20 protein-coding genes and 1 tRNA gene are annotated in these 22072 nt (G+C 41.8%); 11 read left to right on the forward strand and 10 right to left on the reverse strand.

Features of this window, described 5'->3' with window-relative positions:
• Positions 1-90 precede the first annotated feature (90 nt).
• From V7L07_RS06390 to V7L07_RS06420, 7 genes are all read right to left on the reverse strand, one after another.
• On the reverse strand, positions 91-972 hold the full coding sequence (locus V7L07_RS06390) for a hypothetical protein (RefSeq protein ID WP_335056062.1): 882 nt from the start codon (positions 970-972) through the stop codon (positions 91-93).
• A gap of 27 nt (positions 973-999) precedes the next feature.
• The gene (locus V7L07_RS06395) at positions 1000-2790 is read right to left on the reverse strand and encodes a hypothetical protein (protein WP_335056064.1); all 1791 of its coding nucleotides are present in this window, start codon (positions 2788-2790) and stop codon (positions 1000-1002) included.
• Positions 2791-2957: 167 nt separating this feature from the next.
• Entirely contained in the window at positions 2958-3266 is a 309-nt protein-coding gene (locus V7L07_RS06400; protein ID WP_179066929.1) for a KGK domain-containing protein, read from the reverse strand.
• A 206-nt stretch (positions 3267-3472) separates the two neighbouring features.
• Positions 3473-4540 (reverse strand): c-type cytochrome biogenesis protein CcsB, encoded by a 1068-nt coding sequence (gene ccsB / locus V7L07_RS06405; RefSeq protein WP_335056066.1) that lies wholly within the window; start codon positions 4538-4540, stop codon positions 3473-3475.
• Between the two features lie 178 nt (positions 4541-4718).
• A complete protein-coding gene (locus V7L07_RS06410; protein WP_335056068.1) occupies positions 4719-6449 on the reverse strand; it encodes a DUF3352 domain-containing protein in 1731 nt (576 codons plus the stop codon).
• A gap of 653 nt (positions 6450-7102) precedes the next feature.
• Positions 7103-7732 carry a chorismate lyase gene (locus V7L07_RS06415; protein WP_335056070.1) on the reverse strand — a complete coding sequence of 210 codons (630 nt, stop codon included), beginning with the start codon at positions 7730-7732 and terminating at the stop codon, positions 7103-7105.
• A gap of 415 nt (positions 7733-8147) precedes the next feature.
• Positions 8148-8228 (reverse strand) — tRNA-Leu (locus tag V7L07_RS06420).
• Between the two features lie 433 nt (positions 8229-8661).
• Between V7L07_RS06420 and accC the strand changes: the two genes are divergently transcribed.
• Entirely contained in the window at positions 8662-10005 is a 1344-nt protein-coding gene (gene accC, locus V7L07_RS06425) for an acetyl-CoA carboxylase biotin carboxylase subunit (protein ID WP_335056072.1), read from the forward strand.
• A 141-nt stretch (positions 10006-10146) separates the two neighbouring features.
• On the opposite strand, the gene V7L07_RS06430 is transcribed toward accC, so the two are convergent.
• Positions 10147-10440 carry a YggT family protein gene (locus tag V7L07_RS06430; RefSeq protein ID WP_335056074.1) on the reverse strand — a complete coding sequence of 98 codons (294 nt, stop codon included), beginning with the start codon at positions 10438-10440 and terminating at the stop codon, positions 10147-10149.
• A 281-nt stretch (positions 10441-10721) separates the two neighbouring features.
• Between V7L07_RS06430 and psbX the strand changes: the two genes are divergently transcribed.
• The 4 genes from psbX (at position 10722) to V7L07_RS06450 (ending at position 13197) form a co-directional block, all read left to right on the forward strand.
• Complete coding sequence (psbX, locus tag V7L07_RS06435; protein ID WP_087543624.1) at positions 10722-10841, forward strand: photosystem II reaction center X protein; 120 nt, start codon at positions 10722-10724, stop codon at positions 10839-10841.
• A 247-nt stretch (positions 10842-11088) separates the two neighbouring features.
• Positions 11089-12009, forward strand: a complete 921-nt coding sequence (locus V7L07_RS06440; RefSeq protein ID WP_335056078.1) for a Ycf66 family protein — start codon at positions 11089-11091, stop codon at positions 12007-12009.
• 47 nt (positions 12010-12056) lie between these two features.
• Complete coding sequence (locus V7L07_RS06445) at positions 12057-12617, forward strand: TolB family protein (RefSeq protein ID WP_335056080.1); 561 nt, start codon at positions 12057-12059, stop codon at positions 12615-12617.
• Between the two features lie 55 nt (positions 12618-12672).
• Complete coding sequence (locus tag V7L07_RS06450; RefSeq protein ID WP_334696049.1) at positions 12673-13197, forward strand: TolB family protein; 525 nt, start codon at positions 12673-12675, stop codon at positions 13195-13197.
• A 59-nt stretch (positions 13198-13256) separates the two neighbouring features.
• Here V7L07_RS06450 and V7L07_RS06455 read toward each other — a convergent pair whose 3' ends face one another.
• Positions 13257-14270 (reverse strand): succinate dehydrogenase/fumarate reductase iron-sulfur subunit, encoded by a 1014-nt coding sequence (locus V7L07_RS06455; RefSeq protein ID WP_335056083.1) that lies wholly within the window; start codon positions 14268-14270, stop codon positions 13257-13259.
• Positions 14271-15737: 1467 nt separating this feature from the next.
• On the opposite strand from V7L07_RS06455, the gene V7L07_RS06460 reads away from it, so the two are divergent.
• Positions 15738-16175: an AbrB family transcriptional regulator gene (locus V7L07_RS06460; protein WP_094350106.1), complete on the forward strand. Its 438-nt coding sequence runs from the start codon at positions 15738-15740 to the stop codon at positions 16173-16175.
• Between the two features lie 164 nt (positions 16176-16339).
• Positions 16340-17200, forward strand: coding sequence for a CPBP family intramembrane glutamic endopeptidase (locus V7L07_RS06465; protein ID WP_335056085.1), 861 nt, complete (start codon positions 16340-16342; stop codon positions 17198-17200).
• Positions 17201-17289: 89 nt separating this feature from the next.
• Here V7L07_RS06465 and V7L07_RS06470 read toward each other — a convergent pair whose 3' ends face one another.
• Positions 17290-18252, reverse strand: a complete 963-nt coding sequence (locus tag V7L07_RS06470) for a M48 family metallopeptidase (RefSeq protein ID WP_335056086.1) — start codon at positions 18250-18252, stop codon at positions 17290-17292.
• Positions 18253-18394: 142 nt separating this feature from the next.
• Between V7L07_RS06470 and V7L07_RS06475 the strand changes: the two genes are divergently transcribed.
• From V7L07_RS06475 to V7L07_RS06490, 4 genes are all read left to right on the forward strand, one after another.
• Entirely contained in the window at positions 18395-19960 is a 1566-nt protein-coding gene (locus V7L07_RS06475; RefSeq protein WP_335056088.1) for an ATP-dependent DNA helicase, read from the forward strand.
• A gap of 40 nt (positions 19961-20000) precedes the next feature.
• Positions 20001-20132, forward strand: coding sequence for a hypothetical protein (locus V7L07_RS06480; RefSeq protein WP_335056090.1), 132 nt, complete (start codon positions 20001-20003; stop codon positions 20130-20132).
• A 38-nt stretch (positions 20133-20170) separates the two neighbouring features.
• Positions 20171-20386, forward strand: coding sequence for a DUF2839 domain-containing protein (locus tag V7L07_RS06485; protein ID WP_179066914.1), 216 nt, complete (start codon positions 20171-20173; stop codon positions 20384-20386).
• Positions 20387-21417: 1031 nt separating this feature from the next.
• Complete coding sequence (locus V7L07_RS06490; protein WP_118162512.1) at positions 21418-21762, forward strand: DUF1815 family protein; 345 nt, start codon at positions 21418-21420, stop codon at positions 21760-21762.
• The last annotated feature ends 310 nt before the right edge of the window (positions 21763-22072 follow it).

Below are 22072 nucleotides of genomic sequence, written 5' to 3' on the forward strand. Positions count from 1 at the left end.
AATTTATCTATATTAAGCATCAAAAAAGACCGATTATAAATGCAATTAGCATGACAAAATAAAAACTCATTTAAGGATATGTGATAAACACTAGCAAAACCGATGAATTAATTCTTCACGAGACAACTGCAACAGTAAAGGCGTAAACTCTTCTGGCGGTAACGATAATAAAGGTTCAATAATTGCTTGAAGCTCATTATCTATTTCACCAAAGCGAACTTTAAGCAAGTTTTCCACCACTAAGCGTTCCCCCTGCTGAATTCCTTGTTGTTTAGCCTGTTCGCGGTCTTGTTGGTAAAGTGGTGCTAATCGCATAAGTAATTCCCTATCTTCCTCGTCTTTATTTTGAGTGACTTGTAAGTTTTGTTGCAAGTTGTACAGCAATTCTAACGCTGCTTTTCGGAAAGTATTATCAGGAGTAAGTGCTTCTAGTTCGTCAATTGCTTGCTTTTGAACGTTTCCCCTACCGATGATTCTCAGCCATAAGGTTTCTGAGATAGATGGCAACTGATGAATTGTTACTATCGCGGTACGCAAATATTCTGGCATGAAGTATATTCCAGGCAGGTAGTCATCTTTTGGGTTAGCACCAAATCCTGATAAGAGTTGCGCTGATGCTGTAGGGGTAAGAATCCATAACTTTGGTAAATCAGATTCTAGAATACGAGTTTTATTCCGATTTGCTTGTCGTTGTAAATCGCCACGCACCTCTAATAATTTTAAGAGACAATCGCAAATTTCTGTAGCTGAAGCTGCGTTACGAAAGGGTTCAAGTAGAGAAGGGGTAGTGACAATTTGACCTAATAATCCGAGTGTTTCTGGTATGTCCCTTGGTTGTGGTTTGGGAATGAAATAAACATCAATCTGTCTAACTTCTCCTGCGACTCGTCTAGCTGCTTGGACTTCACCGTAAGGAGTGAGTAATTGTTCGAGGTAGTCTTTGGCAAATTGGTCGTGAATAAATCTGGTCATGTTGGTAGTTTGGTGATGCAAACCAGTTTATTTACCATTGTCTGACGATTTTTTGAGATAAGACTTAGCCCAAGCATATCGTTGTGAATCTTTTTTTAACAAGTACTCTGCTGCTTCATGTCGTTTATTCTCATCTTTTGTAGTCTTAATTACTCGTTTTCTTTCAGCATCTATATCTTCAGTTTCAGCCCCACGTTGAATGGCCTGTTCAAACCAATAATCCCCTTCTTCATAGTTATGTTGGTCATAACATATAGCACCCATTAAGGTGTAAGGTTGATGACTATCAGGCTGATATTCCATAGCTTTCTTTGCACAAGCTTCTGCATCATCTAAGTTATGTATATCTCGGAATGCTGCCCCTCTAGTGACTAAAATAGCTGATTTTAGATTACTGTCGTTAATTCTATTTAAGTCTAGGTTAGTAAGTTTTAAAGCCTGTTCAGGTTCATTTGCTTTGCGCCAATAACCACTGGCTGTGGGGATATTCCACTTGTGTCCAGTACGTCCAAGTTCTTGTTCGTAAAACTCTGCTTCTAGTCTGTAATACGCAAGAGCAATTTCACCACCACGATATAGTTCATTCTCTTCCATAAGCTGTAAAACTAACTTAGGATCTAGCCGTTCTTTTTTCTCTAGCTTGACCATGATCGTGTAAAATGGCTCTAATGGAAGTGAAGGAGCTGCCAATCTATATTTTCTTTTGAGTGCAGCAAAGTGCTTGTGCTGGGCTAAAATAATGATATCTTCATATTCATTATTTCTTAGCCAGTCAACTTCTAAATCGCTCAGAACTACTCCTGATATTATCTTTGACTTCAAAATAGAAGCATATTTATCATTAGCAATTTCAATTGTTTCAGGTAGTTGAGACTGTCTTAAAAAATTAATATCCTGCTCATTTAAATGAGTTTCTGAATCAAGTTTTTTAAGAATAGTATATAAATAACTAGTAGGTGATGAATCTTGATATTGGCTAGCTTTATACTTTGCCTTGAATGCGATAAATTCTCGTTTTCGTTCAAGTTCCTCAGCAATAGCAATTGTATTGGTAAGTCCTTGCTGTTCTAGCCAGTAAATTTCTGAATAAATTAATTTTTTGTCCGCATCAATTTTTTGGAGTATTTGATATAGTTGACCTGATAAGGACGTATCTGGATGTTGGCTTGCTTGATATTTATTCTTTAGCTGGGTAACTTTAGCCCGTCTTGCAGACTCTTGTTTTTCAAAAATTTCTATAACTTCAAAAAGTTCATGATTTAGCAACCACTCATATTCATGATCACTTAAACTCATTTCTGTGTCTAGCTCTTTTAGTATTTTATACAGTGGGCTGTCAGGAGATGAATCTTGATACTTGGTGGCTTGATATTTATTTTTTAGATCAGCAAAGCGTTTTATATCTTGAACAATTGCAACTGTTTGAGTAAGATTATTATCTTGCAATAATTTGACTTCTGAATCAGTCAAACTATTTTCTGAGTCAAGTTTCCAAAGTATCGGATACAAAACATTACCTACTGATGATTCCCAGTTTTTGGCAACTTTATACTTAGCTTTAAGATGAGAAAATTCAGCTTCTAGTCTTTTGAATTCTCCCATTTTAAATTGTTGTAGCCAGATAATTTCAATAGTTTCAAAAAGTTGATGCTCTTGTAACCAATTAAGTTCTAAGTCACTGAGTTCAATACCTAAATCAACTTTACGCAGTATGAGATACAGGAGACTAGCGGGTGATGAATCTTGATATTGAGTTGCCTGGTACTTGGACTTTAAAGCAGCAAAGTGTTTTAAGCGATTTTGAGACTCTTTATCCATGTTGATAGTAGATGCGATCGCACTTAGTTAAATGTGTTATCCGTTACTATAGCAATACCAGTAAAAAAGGGCGAGTAAGACACCCACCCTCGAAGCATAAATATTTTCTGAAGTTAATATCCTGTTAACTTAGTTTCATCAATGAACTTAGAAATCCTCATTGAGTATTAGTTTTCCACTTGTTTGAGTTTTTGAAAAATTTCATCAAGTGGCGACTCAGATTCATCAGAACAAAATTCTAAAGCAAGTCTAACTTTTCCTTTTTTCCATCCCTGAGTGCTAAATTGCAAAACTTCACAATTTAATCCTTGGGTATACAAATTTACTTCATCTGTCTCTTCTGCTCCAATATATTCCTTAATTGCTGTAATCAAATCACGAACTTTAAAAGTTTTAGCAATATTTAACTTATTAAAAGTGTCTGGTTCTATAGACACAACTTCATCATGATTTAGTCTCTCAAATCCATCTTCCATAAAAATCTCCTGTCACTAAATCTATATTTTCCAGAGATCTAACAGTTCATCCGAAATAAAATAATGATTTTAAGGTTATGGCAGTTTTCTGTTGAGTCCAATACAGAATTAACCCCCTTTTCCCTTCCGTACAAGGGAAAAGGGGGTAAGATTGAAAGCCTCTCTCCTAAAAGGAAAGTAAGGTCAGAGTGTATGGAACCGCTAGATTAGAAAAACCAACCGTAAGAATGCAAACCTTTACCCAAAAGATTCACACCGAGATAGCAAACCCAAACGACAAGCAAGCCGGCGGAGGCTAAAATTGCAGGACTGCGCCCTTGCCAGCCGCGAGTAATTCTGGCGTGAAGGTAGGCGGCGAACACTAACCAGGTGATTAATGCCCAAGTTTCTTTCGGGTCCCAACTCCAGTAAGAACCCCAGGCTTCGTTAGCCCAAACACCACCAGCAATGATGCCAATTGTCAGCAGAGGAAATCCTAGTCCGATGATGCGATAGCTGATGTTGTCGAGGGTTTCAGCAAGGCTAAGGCGTTGGGGTGAAAGGGGTTCAGAATTTTGAATTTCGGATTTCGGATTTTGGATTGGGGTTGTTGTGACTAAACCCAAAACAGCGGTGTTCGCGTTGCCGTTGCTACTACTTTCAAAACGAGCAAAGCCGTTATTTTCGATAGCGGGGGCTGATGGTTGAGAAATTAGTTCAGTGGCTTTGTGCAAGCGGTAGCCATTGCTGCGATAGCCGCCAGTACCAACAGAACTGCCTTGTAGTTGGATGTTTTGACCGCGAGTGACAATTAAAAAAGCGATCGCTAATAATGAACCCACCATTAAAGCAGAATAACTCAACATCATGACGCTGACATGCATCATCAGCCAATTTGACTTTAAGGCAGGTACTAGAGGTTCTGACGCTTGCATCTGGGATGGTAGTGTCATGGTAGCAAAAGCTGCGATCGCCATTGCCACCGGAGATGTAGCAACCCCTACTAAGCGGCTACGGCTACTATTTTCGGCAATCAGATGGACTGCGGTAATTCCCCAAGTTAAGAAAAACAGAGATTCATAGAGATTACTTAAGGGAAAGTAACCAGCTTCGATCCATCTTGCACCTAATAGAGTAGCTATACACAAATTAGCGATCGCCATCCCAGCTGTCCCCAAAGCGGCTAAATAAGGCAGATTCGGAAAAGCCGCTCCTCCCCAATACACCAGCATTGTCAGGAATAATATGGCAAAGGAGGCATTGTCCAGCCAATTCTGGAGTACAACCAGATTCATAAAGTCTTCTCTCCGTGGATAATTTAAAATATCGATTCTGACTGTTTTGATCCTATATGTTTAAAGGGAAATAGAGAATGGGGCATTGGGCATTGGAGACTGGCGAAGATAAGTATCTGGATTCATATCCCAACCAATCTTAAAAGAATTTCTTTCCCAATCCCCAGTCCCCAGTCCCTTATCTACTTTCTGGAGTAGGCAAAGCAGTCGCATTAGTAACTTTTTTGAGTGCGATAAAAATGTCGTAGGTGCTACTGCGACTGTCGCTGACAGCAGATGTCATCCCAATTGAGCGTGTTGCATCTAGCAAACTTTGTTGATTGGGAATTAGAGTTGGTAATGGAAAATTTTTCACAGTTTTTTCCACATCCAGAAAAAATTGACCATTTGTCGGATTTGGTTCTGTAGGAACTGTTTGTTGGAAGGGAAGAGTGTTAGCTAGTGTGTTGTTGGGTTTAGGAACAATTTTATCCGTAATCGGAGCGCCCACTACCAAGAAGGCGACATCTCCATCTAACCAACCGTGGGTAGCAGTTAAAGTACCGTAGGGTGAAATCCAGTTAACAACAGGTTGTCCAGCGACTTTCCCCGGTTGAACTTGGAACTGGTATTGATTTCTCATCACATCATCAAGCTGTTTTAAGGATGCTTCAGCTGAGTTGCGATTTCTCCCCTCTACCATAAACACTAAGCCAGCACGAAAATCATCTGGTGAACCTGCTTTTGGGGTAGTCGGAATCACTGATAGAGAAAATTCACCTTTCATCCAACTGAGTAAATCCTTATCTAAATCAAGATTGGTAAGAGATTTTACACCACCTCGTAGCTGTTCTGGTGTGATCGGTGAGAGGGGATTTCCCTGGGATGTTAAAACATAGTCTCCCCACAACTGCTGTAAGTTGCCCCCCGAAAGCATCATTAAGGTTTCGGCTGGTAGGCGGCTTTGCATTTTGCCAGCTTTGTTTTCCACCGCCAGCACTCTTTGACTATTTGGATTTAGCCAAGAAACGCCCTTGAAGCGGATTCCTTCTGACTCTAAGGTAATTGTCCCTGCTAAACCTTGGTTATTTTGCAGTTGAGCCAAAACTTGAGCAGGTAAAGGGCGATTTGGAGAGGCTGCGGCTATTTTGGCTGCTGTCGGCACATTTACATAAAACTGGGCAAAGGGTTGGTAATCAGCAATTTTCGGGAAATTCTCGGCAAAGCCCCCTGTTGTCGCTAAGGATGTTTTATTTTTGTAGGCATCGATCGCTCTTTCTGTAGCTTTAGGATTATCAGTTATAACTAAAAAACGCCCATCTAGTAATGCGGCTGAGAAGTTTTCCCCTACTTGTCCCTCACTTTGTTTGATGGCGAACCCTTGATAAGTACGGTCAATCCATTTACCTTGTTTAAGGGTTTTGGGTTGTGCCAAAATGCTTTTGGCGATTTCTGGGTTTTTTACTGGCAATACCATTACCATCGACTGCTGATCGCTACCAGCATCTTCATTGGTAGTAACTGGCTTGGGTGTAGGTTTGCTCCCGATTGCCGGGGCAAGGATTGCGATGGTAACGTCATTGCCTACCCAAGGAGCAATATCTTTTTGGAAGTCATAACCATTATTAGTCAGAAAGCGATCGCGTAAGTGGACTAAATTTTTGTCCAGTTCTACTTGGGTTTCTCTTGTCCCAAACTGCCGCAACTTCTGCCACTGCTGGGGATCTGTTGTTAAAGAAACCGCAAACAGGGCATCACCAGGAATAATATTTGCCCCTACTAGCAAATCGCTAGAAGATAGCCGTCTCTGAGCTAACAACCAGTATGCTGCACTCCCCACACCAATCAATAACCCAGCAGCCGAGAGCGTCAGCACCAGAGATGGTTTCTTATTTTTTTTCATCCGAACAGACACAAGAGGTAGTGCCATTGAAACCTATACCTCATACTTGCAAACTCATTACTTACTTGATTAGTTAAATTAACCAATAAATTTCTCGTTATCTAGGGCAGTTAACTGCATAAATTTTTCCATCCTAAAAATTGATGATATTTCCGTAATCAACCTTCCCGAATGTTTCAAAGGCAGTTCTTTCGTGGTTAGTTACCTTTTTTAACACGCTTTCTTGAATTTCGCAGGATACTTCCTTTAAACGGTTGCCTCTATCGGCAAGTCTCCCAAAGTTCACATCCGTCATTTCAAGCACTTCGAGGATATAACTAACTTGGGCATTGCTGCAAGTTAGTTATATCCACACCACCTTCTATTTACAGAGCTTCCACCCGTTGTATTAACTTTATCTAACCAATATCAATTCAGTGTTCGAGATTTCGCATCGATTACCAATCTTCCAAGTCAGATATGTTGTTAAACGATCATTTTTGGGAATTGGCATCAAAATGATACAGAATGGATGTTATTTTTGCTGAGAAGCAACTGGTAATTTGTTGAGAAATAAAAAATTAAAAATCAATTAAATACTGTAGACAGTGCCTACCCTACAACAATAGTGTTATTGAAATTGGTGCAAAGTTCTCATGCCCTGGGGCACACTGCCAAGGATGAAAAACTTTTAAATAATACTAGGCCTCAGCATTAACAGCACTCAACTGCATAGGCCCCAAATATTTGGTTAAATAAGGCGAAAAAACTTCATAAATTAAAGTCAATGGCTGTCCATGATGCCAAAACAAGTAGTGGCGGCCCCAAAAAGGCCCAGTTACATCAAAACCCGACTGTAGTGCTGATGAATCACCGTAGTAAATCCCTCGAACATCCCGATACAACTCTGTGCGAAGACGAGCTAAACTTGCCCAAATTGGTAATGAACGGTTTTGCAAATACTCATCGATATGACTGGCTTCCCACCACGAAGTAGCATAGGCTAATCGCTGACCAGAAACAGTACGTAGCCATACTTGTCGTCGCAGTCGAGGCCCTGGGACAGCTTGGATTAACTCAGGAGCATCATCCAAGTCCATACCAATCAATGACATATCAATAACATCTACTTCTACAGGCTCACCCGTGAGCAATTCTAAGTGACGTGTTGGGGAGCCGTCACCCAAAAGCATTAGTTGCCAAGCAGGTGCTAGCTGAGTGTGAGGTAAACTTTGTTGAATTATTTCCTCTCCTCCTTGCCAAATTGGAGCGAGGCGATGCCAAGCTGGTGGCACTGTTAAGTTGTTTGTGGGCGTAAAAGTAATAGTCAATGCTTTTTACAAAACTTCACGTATCTCTATAAAAGCATAAATCAGGAGTCAGAATACAGAATTCAGAATTCAGAATACTCCACCTATAAAGGGATAGAGTTTTAAGGGAACTCCAAGAAATAAATTATCCAATATTGTAGGGTGGGCGTGTCGCCCGCCCTATAGACTGGGCGGGCGACACGCCCACTATTCCACTCGCTTTTAACCAATATTCATTATCCAGTCGTACAGAATTCAACCCTGAATTCTTCTTATAAAAAACTAGTACTTTGACAATGTAAACTTGACTAGTATCTAGTAACACTTCATTGCTTCAGGCAATCACTACAGTACTAACTAAAACTTATATTTAAGGGTCAATAGTCTGAGGTTTTTTGATCCTTGACTATTGACCCTATGGTTAGACAAGCTAAAATGCGGATGGCGAGACTCGAACTCGCAAGGCAAAGCCACACGCACCTCAAGCGTGCGCGTATACCAATTCCGCCACATCCGCATGGTTTGTCTAAAGATAGACTATAGCATAAGAAAATAATTATAGTAAGGTGATATCTAAATTCAGTTGCTCAAAAATATAAATTTTTTCAAGGCGGTATCAGACTGACAGAAATCTAGCAGCTGCACAAGTGATATTAAAAAGGGTAGAGCGACTGTGTTCGCGGCGGTGCGATGCCTGCGGCGGGCGTAGCCATCGCGTACCTGCCCGCCGTCAGCAATTGCAAAAGCCCAGCTTGGTAGTCTAGCCAAGACTTACAGCAGCAATGTTGTTAGTGTAGTAAGACCCTTAAAGGCAACAAGCCTGCAATCTTACGTTTGCTTAAAATCAGGGTGGCGAATCTCCTGCAATAATTTGAAATAATGCGGAAGCGTTGTTTCAAGTTGGATCAGAGAAAATGTCAATCTACTGGTAATGATATCGAAACTAAAAAATGAAGTTTGACAAAATATTAATTGCCAATCGGGGAGAAATCGCCCTTCGCATTCTCCGCGCCTGTGAAGAAATGGGGATTGCCACAGTTGCGGTTCACTCCACCGTTGACCGTAATGCTCTCCACGTCCAACTTGCTGATGAAGCGGTTTGCATTGGCGAACCTGCTAGCAGTAAAAGTTATTTGAATATTCCCAATATCATTGCCGCTGCACTGACGCGCAATGCGACTGCCATTCATCCAGGCTATGGCTTTTTGGCAGAAAATGCCCGGTTTGCAGAAATCTGTGCCGACCATCATATTGCTTTTATCGGTCCAACTCCAGAAGCTATGAGACGGATGGGCGATAAATCCACTGCCAAAGAAACCATGCAAAAAGCTGGAGTACCTACGGTACCAGGTAGTGAGGGATTGGTAGAATCCGAGAAAGAAGGATTAGGATTCGCCAAGGATATCGGCTATCCAGTGATGATTAAAGCTACAGCCGGTGGCGGTGGACGAGGTATGCGCCTAGTGCGTTCTGAAGATGAGTTTGTCAAACTTTTCCTCGCAGCCCAAGGGGAAGCAGGAGCAGCTTTTGGTAATTCTGGCGTTTACATCGAAAAATTTATTGAACGTCCCCGCCACATCGAATTTCAAATTTTGGCGGATAACTACGGTAATGTCATTCACTTGGGTGAACGCGATTGCTCAATTCAGCGCCGGAATCAAAAGCTACTAGAAGAAGCACCAAGTCCGGCTCTCGACCAAGACCTACGTGAGAAAATGGGACAAGCTGCTGTTAAAGCTGCCCAATTCATTAATTACAGTGGAGCGGGTACTATCGAGTTTCTCTTGGATAGATCCGGTAAATTCTACTTTATGGAAATGAACACCCGGATTCAAGTAGAACACCCTGTAACAGAGATGATTACTGGGATAGATTTAGTTGCTGAACAAATCCGTATTGCCCAAGGGGAAAGACTCAAGCTCACCCAAGACCAAGTAGTATTACGAGGTCATTCGATCGAATGCCGAATCAACGCTGAAGACCCCGATCATGATTTTCGCCCTTCTCCTGGACGGATCAGCGGCTATCTTCCCCCCGGAGGCCCTGGTGTTCGGATTGATTCTCACGTTTACACTGATTACCAAATTCCGCCCTACTATGATTCCTTGATTGGCAAGTTAATTGTTTGGGCCCCAGACCGACCCACTGCTATTAACCGGATGAAACGCGCACTGCGGGAATGTGCCATCACTGGACTACCCACTACCATCGGGTTTCATCAAAAAATTATGGAAACTCCACAGTTTTTGCAAGGTAATGTCTATACAAATTTTGTGCAGGAAATGAACGGTTAGGGGATTGGGGAGTAGGGATTGGGAAGTGGGGGGAGATGAGGTGTAACTAATGCCCCATGTCCTTCAAGAGTGCTGAGTTAGGAATCTCACTTCTTTACTCAGCACTCGGAACTTGGAACTGTTTTGCCCAATGCCCTATCCCTAATTCACACGAGATAGCATAGTCAGCAATCCTTGTTGACCTAGTAGGATTTCTCGCAGGAGGCTAAAGATAGCAACCCAAATAATCGGTGTAATGTCTACACCTCCTATAGGTTGCACTAGCTTTCGCAGCGGGATTAAAAATGGCTCAGTGGGCCAAGATATTAAATTAAAAGGCAAACGATTCAGATCCACTTGCGGATACCAAGTGAGAATGATACGAAATATAAATAAAAATGTCATCACCCCTAACACAGGGCCAAGAATCCAAGCAGTCAGGTTAACACCAGTCATCGGTTTCAGCTACTATCTATCTGTAAAGAAAGAAAAAACTTGAGCAACGGCAAGCTGCGTTTTGCATAAACGTAGCCCGTCGTAGACATCGCCACAAAATTTGAAGCTTTGTAAAGCACTCTCATCATCATTTTAACCAAATGCTGCCACTTCCTTCTGGAATAGAAAAGTAAACTCCCTCACAGCAGTTACCAAGTTTGGCAGTTCGGAGTTAGAGGCTTCTCAAGAAAGTAATACACTATTAAAATTAAGATGAAGTGTGTAAAAAAAGGTTTAGAAGTATGACGCCTTCTTTAGCAAATTTTCTTTGGAGTCTGGCTTGGGGTGCTGCAATTGTGGTAATACCTGCTACAGTCGGTCTAATTTTCGTTAGCCAAAAGGATAAAATTCAGCGTTCATAATGCTTATGAGAGTTAATTTAACTCTCATAATCGATTGTCTGTCAGCTATCTACTTAATTGCACTAAAAGCAGCAATTTATGCTGCTGGTGGCGGTTGTAGATGACAGAAGTATGTGTTTTTACTTTTCGGTGAATAGCTTCAGAGCTTCTTTGCCAGAGGCTTTGAAGCTTCAATATTTCGTGACTAATTACAGTAGTGATTTTAATTGTGACTCGCTAACATAGATTTGATATTGGGAAAACAGCAATGATAAATTTTGGGCTGAACTCAGCCAGTTTTCTGGCTCAGGTAAATTTTGGAGCAAACTCAGCCAGTATTCTAGGAATTTTCCTGGCTGTGGCTGGGGCAGCACTGTATTTTCTCCGCACTGTGCGTCCAGAATTGTCACGGGATCAAGATATCTTTTTTGCGGCAGTCGGCTTGCTTTGTGGCTTTATTCTCGTGTTTCAAGGATGGCGGCTAGACCCAATTCTACAATTTGGTCAATTACTTTTAGTTGGCACAACTGTATTTTTTGCAGTTGAAAGTATTCGCCTGCGGAGTATAGCCACCCAACAAGCAAAGCGCAACACTCCAATTGTGGATGAAGACCGACCAGTTAGCGATCGCTATTCATACAACGATCGCAGAAAGTATCAAGCTGAAATGGATGCAGACTTAGATCCACTGCCTTATGAAGAAGAGGATCGCCCTGTGCGTCCCCGAATTCGGGGTAGTAGGGATGAGATTTCAACACGTGATGACTATTACCAGGAGCAGCCCCCCCGTCGTACAGAACGCCGCAACAGCAGCAGCAGTAGTAGTGAAAGACAGGCTCCAACTGATAGAACACGTCGGCGGACTTCTGGTCGTCCTGTGAATCGCCCTTCTGAAAGTTCTGAAGAAGAAAATTGGGGTTCTTCATCTAGGCAAGTTGATGATTGGGAAAGTTCGAGTGGGGAAGTCAGAAAACCTTCTCGCCGCGGTAATAATAGCCCCCAGCGTCCCGAAATTCGTGAAGATGATGTTTCTCCCAGACCGAGAAAGCGTCGTCCATCCACTGACTCAACTCCTCGAAGACCGCGCGAAGATGATGATGCGATCCCAACTGATTATGTGCCATACAATCCAATTGAAAAACCAAATGAGCGGCCAGATAATTTGACCGATTTTGATGACGATGTTTAAAACATTTGGTGTGGAAGTAGATTTAGAGGCGACGGAAAACAGTTGAGGTGGAAAAATTTACGCCGACATTTTGGCTCCAAAGACCAATTCATTGGAGCCTGGTTTTTGGTTTAACAAGTTTACTTGTATCTTGTGGTTCTAATGATATCTCTATAGGGCCTACTTCCCTCAACAGTCGCTACACCGAGGAGCAACCTGCTTTGAGTGGAAATGGGCGCTTTTTAGCGTTTGTATCTAATCGGAATGGTAATCAGCAACTACTAGTGTACGATTTGGAGAGGCAGCTGTTTATTAGTACACCGGGAATAAACCGACAGGAGACAATTGCCGAAAGTCCTAGCTTGAGCTACACCGGGCGTTATATTTCTTATCTTACTAGTGACCAAGGTAGACCAGTGGTAGCACTTTACGATCGCGCTACGCAACAGTCGCAAATTGTCACACCAATTTATCGCGGCTGGGTCAGAAAACCAAATATCAGCCCAGATGGACGTTATATTGTCTTTGAAACCGCTACCCGTGGACAGTGGGATATTGAAGTCCTAGATCGGGGGCCAAATATTGAGTTAGATATTCCCAACGGTGCAACCGTAGGTTCACCTCCGTAGGAGTTAGGAGTTAGGAGTTGTGAGACTATTGACTAATGACTAATGACTAAATTATATGAAACGTGTTTTTTTTATACCTGTATTTTTCTGTTTAAGTTTATTGACTGGGTGTTTTGGCTACCCTCGAATTTTGAGTTATCCCTTTGATCCGGGGGGTCGGAGTCTCAATAGTTTATCGTCGGAATTAAACCCCCAAATTTCTGGGAGATACATTGTTTTTATTACTGACCGACGGGGTAGCCAAGATGTTTATATGTTTGATACGGTGACTCGTGATTTGGTTGATTTACCAGGTTTAAATTCCTTTGATGCGATCGCAAATCATCCTAGTGTTTCCCAAGATGGTCGTTATATTGTTTTTGGTGCTAGCCGTCAGGGGCGATCGGCTATTTTTCTCTACGATCGGGAAACACGTCAATCGCGGAATTTGACTAATAACCTGCAAGCGGAAGTCCGCAACCCTACAATTAGCGCTGATGGTAGCAGGATTGCCTTTGAGTCTAGTAATAATGGGCAGTGGGATATTTTAGTATATGACCGTTATGGACAGCCGTTGAATATACCTCAAGAGCCGCGTTGAAGATTGGGGACTGGGAAGAATTCTTTTAATACCAATCCCTAATCCTCAATCCCTAATCCCTAATCCCTAATACCCAGTCCCTCTTGTTGTTGCACAGATTCAATGAGCGATCGCACTTGTTCTGTCCCCTCTGAAGGTTCAAATGATCGGGGAAACTTACCTCGGAGAATCATCCGCAAACCTAGAGGTGCAAGACTGAGTAATCCTTTTAAATCCCGAAAATAATTACCGACTACTTGTACACCAAATTGACGTTCATCAATCCAACCACCTTCTTTAACTAAATCTACCAATACTTTTCGGTGACGAATTGAGCGACTATCACTCTTTTGTTTCTGGGTGAGAATTTCTTGTTTAACTTTGGTGATTTGTTCTAATGGTGCAACTTCCATTGGACAAACAGAATCGCAGTACAAACAACGGGTGCAACCCCATACGCCTTTAGTACCTTCGTTGTAGCTTTCTAAACGATTTTCGGTATCGCTATCACGGGAATCTGCTACCATCCGGTAAGCTTTGGCAAGGGCATGAGGCCCTACAAAGTCGGGATTAACTTCACGGGCGTTGCATTCAGAATAACAAGCACCACACATAATACAGTTACCAGTTTGATCGAGGCGCGATCGCTCTTGTGGTGTTTGCAAAAACTCTCTTTCAGGTACTTGTCGTGCTGCTGTACTCACATAAGGGGCAACTGCCTCAAGATTATTCCAGAAACTACTCATATCTACAACCAAATCTTTAATCACGGGCATATTGCCAAGAGGCGCGATCGTGATTTCAGGAATCGCATTTACTTTACTTGGGGATGATGGTATTTGTTGTAATCTGGTAAGTTCACTGCCAACATTTTCCTTACAAGCTAAAGCCGAACGCCCATTAATTCGGATAGCACAGCTACCACAAATGGTATTGCGGCAATTTTTGCGAAATGCCAAAGTTCCATCTTGCTCCCACTTAATCTGATTGAGGCAATCCAAGATTGTATTACCTGGTTCTGCCTCTAGCAGGTAGGTTTGTACAACAGGGGAGGAATTTTGTTGCTGTCGAATGACCTTAAAAATAACTTTCATAACCACTAACCAAAATTTTAAAATTGCTTTGCCAGCCTCAAAAATCATGAGTCAAGCAGGTAGTTGCAAAAAGTAAGCTATACTTTTTTGCCCTTAATTCAAACTCTGATGTTAATAGGCTGACGATTAAAGGGTAACTGATTCTAGTTTAAGGATAACCATTAAAATTTTACTTGTAGCAGCCCTCTAAGCAAGAATTTTGTCAAATTCTGAGTTAAAACGCCAAAAATGTAATCGCCGCTGTGCATTGAATTTACCTGTTTGGGAATATAAAGGAAAGGGGTTTGCTTAAAAAGGAACTTAGGTTAATTTTTGACCTAGCGAGCATATCCAAATGAAATGCATGTCAGGTGAGCAACACATCTTGACGTCAACTAGAGTCAAGCAGTCCTGACTCTAAAATTCTGCCAAGCGGTAGCGAAGGCAGAATTTTTTGATTATATAGAAGTGTGAAAGCCCATGTTTAATATATAGTACTGGCAATCAATCACTAGGCAGATGTTAAGAGATTTGTTCTTCCCATAGACAGACGTGCAAAATCCTCTTACCACTTTTGACCTGAAGATAATAAACCAAGAAAAAATCCTCACCACTTTCAAAGAAAAGTTAGAGAACCGCGAAACCCTGATACGCGAGACTTTTTGGTTTTTGGCTTGCTCTCAATCAAGAAATATTGGATTGAACTCATTGGTCAAAACTGCTCGTCTCAATTATATAAATTTTTATAAAATCTAGATGGCAATGCTCAGGCTTGCAATAAAGGGTTAAGAAAATCGTCACTGCTTTTTCAACTTTCAAGTCCAGAAATTTAAATAAAAATTTACCAGCAACTTTAATTCAAAATTAAACAACTATTTTGCTATTATTAGTCCATGCTAGTATTTAATATAAAATTACGAAGTGACAAAACCAGAATCAATAGCCGTATCAGCGCGGTTACTACTGCTTTGTTGATTCGTAATGTAGAGACAAGAGAATTCGCGTCTCTACTGGCAGGACAAAAGGGTGTATGCCCGTAGGACTCTATTGAAATACTATGCTGTCCTAAGCTTGAGAGGACGAGTAGAGAAAACTCTACTTGTTTATTGGCAAGAAAGGCAAGCACTGAAAGTGAAAAACCTGCAATTTTTTGGGTCTACGACTTATTTGCAGTAGAACCTACCCCATTTGTAAAGGTGGCTGAAAGTTACACCGCTACAGTAGCGCCAAAGGAAAAAATAGTTTTCTTTCTGATGGCGAATAATGGTTAAAAGTGCCGTAACATGACCAAAATTAATGTCTATGGCAACTATAGCCTCTAGTTGGTTGTGGACAACCATATATAGAAGTGCTTTTGGCTCCTATCGGCAGGAATTCACCCGTTACACTAGGGTCTTCAGTAGCTCTATGCAAATGCTAAAAAGTCAAATGCTGGCATAAGACTACATCGTTTATCAGCTTGGAGAGAGTAAGGAAAATTTGAGCATAATGACTGAAACTGCAACCGCGCCATTAACCGGAAAAGCACTACTTGCTAAAGTAAAAGAACTTTCCACATTACCACGCCGAGAAAGAGCTAAACAGTGCGGCTATTACACTGTTACTAAGAATAACCAGGTTCGTGTCAATCTCACTGATTTTTATGACGCTTTGCTATCTGCTAGAGGAATTCCTCTAAGTCCAGAAGCACCGAAAGATGGTCGTGGTCGCGAACCGACATACCGGGTTAGTGTCCATCAAAATGGCCAGATTGTAATTGGTGCTACATATACCAAAGCAATGGGCTTAAAGGCTGGAGATGAGTTTGAAATTAGACTGGGATACAAACATATTCACCTGATTCAACTCGGTGAAAGTGATAAAAAACTAACCTCACAAGATATAGATTCTGACGAATCAGACGAAGATTTGGAAGACGAAGAGTAAATTTGCTGATGGTAGGGATAAGTTTCAGGTGATGATAACTTGTCCCTAACCCAAAAGCAAACTGATAACCAGGTAAAAAATACGATTAGACCCCTTGCAGAATTAACCAAATTTAGTAGAGTCTTGATTAATCAGCAAGAAATCTATAATGCAAGAAGTCTATCGTGTTTTTTTTATTTATTTTGATAACTTTCTTTGAGTCTTCGGTCAATGCCTTACTGGCGTTTATAGAAAATGCACCAGCACTAGTTATAGTAGTGGCATTTTTTGTTTGCTGGATAGTTTGCTGGTTGCCAGTAGCAACAGTATCAGCAATATTGCTAAATTGGCAACCCCTTAAACCTTTGCAGCCAGAGCAGAAGATGCCATTATTGGTGTCACTTTATCTATTAGCTCCTCTGATTCTTTGGGGAGTTGTTTGGCTGACTAATAAATCTTTTTCAGATTACGGCTTTGTTGGCAATCTTTCAACTCTTGGCTATTTAGCACTAGGTTTTGCTTTGGGAGTCGGGAGCCTAGCTATTGTATTTGGTGGACAATTAGGGTTAGGTTTGTGTTCTTTTGAAAAAACGAATTTCAAGTTAGTACTACCCATATTGCTACCGATTTTCTTGATAGCGTTGTTAGTCGGTGGGATAGAAGAGTTAATTTTTCGCGGTTTCCTGTTCACAGAATTAGTACAAGATTATCCAGTTTGGGTAGCAGTAGTAATTTCTAGCTTGATTTTTGCCTTGTTACATCTGGTTTGGGAGCAACGCGAAACTTTACCCCAACTGCCTGGATTGTGGCTGATGGGAATGGTGCTGGTGTTGGCACGCTTTGCCGCAAGTGGTAATTTGGGTTTAGCTTGGGGACTGCACGCGGGATGGGTATGGGCGATCGCTACCATAGATACAGCAGAGCTAATTACTTACACTGGTATTGTCTCTGACTGGTTCACTGGTAAAAATAAAAAACCCCTAGCTGGCTTGGCGGGAATTATTTGTGTACTGGGAACTGGAGTAATTATTTGGTTAAACTCTTAAGGATTTTAATTTCCTGTAAAAAGTTGCCACCCAGATCCCCGACTTCGTAAAATTTGTCGGGGATCTAAATTCATCTTTAGTACTAAAAACTACTCATTCCTTCTGATTCTGTCGATTTCCCGTTGTAATTCTTCAATTTGACGGCGTAAAGTTTCTGTTTGATTTTCGGAAGATTCCGCTGAAACATTTACCGATCCAGAAGCAGGCGATCGCTGATAATTTCCTCGGCGAATTTGCTGGTATTCTTCGGATACTGCCCACGCCCGTAAGTAATGTAAGCGTTCAACAGGGAAAGGATGGCTCAACATCGTACCCTGAGCGCCATTGTAGATCAAGAATTTATATATCTGATTCAGTCCATCTTCATCTAACGCCTGATAATTTTCTGACTGCTTGATGAACTCTTGTAAACTACACTCATTGGCATATTTGTGACTACCGCCAGAGAGTTTCATCATCGTTGACATCACCGGATTCAAGTCATCCACCACTAGTAGCGCTGCACGATCTGACGATAACTCGGCTTTGCGCCGCCACTCAAAAAAGGCGTAAATCAAGCCTTGGGTGACAATATTACCGATGCCGAAGGTCATTTCTCCCAAGGCAGAGGCAGCATTCATCGCCCACATCGCCATTTGAATTAAAATAGTATGACCACATTTAATATGCCCCAGTTCATGTGCTAGCACCGTCCGAATCTCGGTTTCGTCTAGTAAGTCTAATATCCCTGTATTTATAACTATGTAAGGATTCTCTTGCCCCAACGCATAGCTATTTGCTTCGGGATTTTGCGAGACAAACAGTGCTGGTTCTGGGTAAATATCTAAATCCCGAACGCATTCGCGAAACATCTGGTAAATAGTGGAATATTGACGCGGCCCGACTTGGATGGTGTTACCCATTAGATAGACTAATTGAGGGCGTTCGTAGATAAATTCCACAAATTTACGAGCGATTAAATCAAATCCTGGTAAATTTCGTAAAGCTTGCTCGGCTTGGCGATCTAGTGGATGCCTAAAGGCTTCGCTGGAAATTCCTGTGTAAGTTGGCATAATTCAGGGTATTGGGTGATTTGTCATTAGTCATTGGTCATTGGTCATTATTTTTGGATCACAAATGACAAAGGACAAATGACAAGATAATAGAAATGGGGCAATTGGAAGTAAAAGTCACTTTGTATGGAATTGAAAGCGTGTGATTGAGGCAGAAGTTCATTTGTCACTACATAACTTTTTGCGATCGCAAGCGGGGTTCCCTTCCTGGCCCCATCATTTGACGATGGCACGGTTGGTAGCACGCGCCTTGCGCCTGGGACGTAGCGCCCTAATTCAAGTCGGGGCGGTTTGTGGTTATCAAGGGCGGTATCGTACTAGTTTCGTAGCATCAGCCCTAATGTGGCATGGCCCTGTAATTATTGTTGCTCAAGAAGCAGTGCAACAACTTCTGCTGCGTGTGGAAATTCCTCGCCTACAGCAGTGGCTACCAACCAATAAATCGATTAGAACAGGTGACGCTTGGCCTGATGCCCAGTTTCAAGGGCTACTGTTAACCTCCCCAGAAGCTTGGTTAAGAGGACAATTGGCTGGTGGCGATCGCTTTCCCCAAGGTATTCCCACAATTATTGATGGGGTAGACGATCTCGAAGATTGGGTGCGCGATCAACTTACCCAAGATATTCAACCCCATGATTGGGATCAACTGATGCTGGCTTGCCCAAACCAAGCTGAGGCAATTCGCGAAGCACGGATACAACTAACACACGAACTTTTCCAGCATCCGGCTAATCCATATCAGTGCTATCTAATTTCCCAGCCAGAAATAGAAATTTTGAGTCGTCTATATTTGGCTTTAGAGTCAGTACAATCACTGCCAGAACCTTGGAAACAATTCTGGCAACAACTAGAAAATCTTTCCCCAGCTGCTTCCCCTGCTTCCCCTGCCCCTCCTGCTCTCTTCTGGGCGACTATTGCCCATCGACAAGGTTTATTTTCTTTGCACTACGCCCCAATGGAATTAGGCGAAATACTCTCGCCAATTTGGCAGCGACAACCAGTCGTTTTAGTTGGTAGCGCCATCGAACCGGAAACTGAGGCTCCCCTTTTCCGGCAACGCCTGGGTTTGGAAGATTTAACTTGCCTGAAGTTCTCTTCGGAGAGTCAAGCGGAAGCAATTCAACTTTATGTACCTTATAAATTGCCTCTACCCAACACACCAGAGTTTCAAGCGGCATTTATTCACAAAGTCCGCACACTGGTTTGTCTAAGTGCGACAGTACCAGGATTGACGGTTATCTTGGTGGGGGATGTACCACTAAAATCTCAAGTTGCGACAATTCTGGCTTCAGAGTTTGGTTCGCGGGTGCAAGTAGAAAAAACTTGTTTGGATGAAAATGGTATTTTGATTAGCGGTTGGGAATTTTGGCGAGAACATCAACGAGTCTTGCCAGCGCCTCATCTGTTAATCATTGCGACTTTACCCTTACCATCTTTAGAAAATCCCCTGGTAGCTGGTAGGGTAGCTCTTTATAAGCGATCGCATCAAGATTGGTTCCGTTTATACTTGTTGCCAGCAGCTTTAAATGAATTACAACGTGCGATCGCTCCAGTCCGAGAAAGTCAAGGAATCGTAGCTTTACTTGATAGTCGTGTAGTTAACCGCAGCTACGGCGCTCAAATTCTCGCTGCTTTAAGTCCTCTGGCACGCATCAACTATCTCGATCCCAGTCTGTTTTCTAATACCGATGAGGAAAATTCTGCCTAAAGTCCAGTTACCAATGCTCTTCAGGAGTGCTGAGTAATGAGTGCTGAGTAATGGCCCCATACTCAATTTAAATTTTGTCAACCAAAATGCGATCGCTTCAAAGCAAGCACTATTATCAGCTTATAGAAGATATGCGATTCATCGCTTCTCTGTAGCGATGATTCCTGGCTAAATAAATTTAGAACCTAAGTAGAATTTGAGTTGCTGATTATGGGTGAAGCAAAACGTCGTAAAACCACACAGAAGGAAACATACGGTCAAGAGGCTCGCATCTTGCCTTGGGTTCCCATCACAAAAACTCAAGGCGAACAATTTGTCACTTGGACTACTCGTGGTGCCTGGATAGGCATTGGTATTATGGTTGTAGGATGGGCAACTATACGTTTTATCGGCCCAGCTTTCGGTTGGTGGCAAGTAGTCTACTAATTCGTAATACTCGCCTCCAACAAGAAGCAAGCTACGTAATTAGTAATTCTTGGTGAAAGATTGCACCAAATCGTCAAATTGGCGGTTTATATTCCCAAAATAGCTAAAAATATTGCCTAAATGACAATATTGCTCTCCTGAGTTTAGGTATTGTCAGTGTTGGGTTGATTTGTTTTGTCTATCAATCAATACACTTAAGCTAAAACCCTTTTCAAACCTCGTTTCCAGCCGGAGGCTGGAAATGCAACTCAAAAGCGGCTCTGCTGCCAGTAAAGAGAGGCGGAGCCTCAAAGACAAGCATTCCCAGTCGGAGACTGGGAACGAGGCAATCTAAAAGCTAGTTCTAGGCTTGCTTTCACGTTAATTTGACACCAATGGCGAGACGCCTACCCCACAAAAAATAGTTGGATATTTTTTTATTTGGAAGTCCCTAACCCAAGCCTATTGGTCTATCAATTACGTGAAGTTTGTGTAAAGAGCTACGGTTAGCCTACTATTATCACGTAATATTAAATTTGTACTGTCATCTGTTTAACTTTATATATACAGGAGGAATAAATTTGGTATACTTCATCATTTGTCTATACCAAAATCTACGGTAGAAAGAGAATAGACCAAACATCTGAGTAAAAGACACTATAGTAACGTAAAACTATGTCATGGCTTCTACTTACAGTCAATTTGGCTAAATGTCATCAATAAAAACGAAATATGTAGCTTTTCTGTACTTGACTAGTGCTAAATTTAAGTTACTCTTAAAGCGGATTGCTCCTTGTAAGAATCTACCCTGACAGAAGTGTATAAAGATATAGTTAAATTTAGCAATTCTGTCCGAGATTTTGAATTTGCAAACTGAATAGTTTGATACGGCCGTCAAAACCCCGATCCGCTACCCTAAATAAGGTAGTCAATTAACGACTCAATATTATCTGTCTGGTAATTGTAGTGAATAGTTTACAATACCAGTGGATGAGAAAATCTAAAGAAAATATAAAAGAGACTCAAATAACTGTGGTGTCTGGAGGACAAAAGTGTTTCTGAGACTAGCACATCAACATCGACAATTCGTCCAAGACTTGGTAATGAACCTGCAAGCATTGGCGGTTGTACTTGAGCGGCGTGGGTATCCTGCGTCTTGCTACACCTGTGGCGACCAAATGAATAGTGCATCATTTATGGTTAGCTTGGGTGATAACCATCTAATTCGGTTTTTAGTGTCCGATTACGGGATCACTTGGACGGAAATGCGGGATGACCGCGAATTAATGAAGCTAGAAGGTGCGGAGGCAATTAGCCAGCTAGACGAACTGGCTGATCTTGTCAAGCAATCTATGCAAACTGATACAGGCTCTAAAACTCTTGCCAAGAAGTATTAAGGTTACAAAGATCGATGGCGAGTTATAAATTGATTATCGGTAACTGGTAATCGGTAATAGTGGCTTACTTAGCGATCGCTCTTACCTATTCTCCATTACCATTAAGTGATTGGCTCATAGCTTGCCCATCGCAAATTTTTTGTATTTGCCAAAACCTCACTAATTCGCCACTGCTCTTTTTCCAAAGTGCGATCAAAATGCTGACGGTGTTTTTTCCCGAAACACATTCGGTAGGGTGAGAAATGTGCTGTTGTGATTATAGTTGCACATTGAGGCGGCAGGGGTGCAGGGAGCAAGGGAGAGGATTTAC

This window comes from Nostoc sp., assembly GCF_036916985.1.
Classification (GTDB): domain Bacteria; phylum Cyanobacteriota; class Cyanobacteriia; order Cyanobacteriales; family Nostocaceae; genus Nostoc.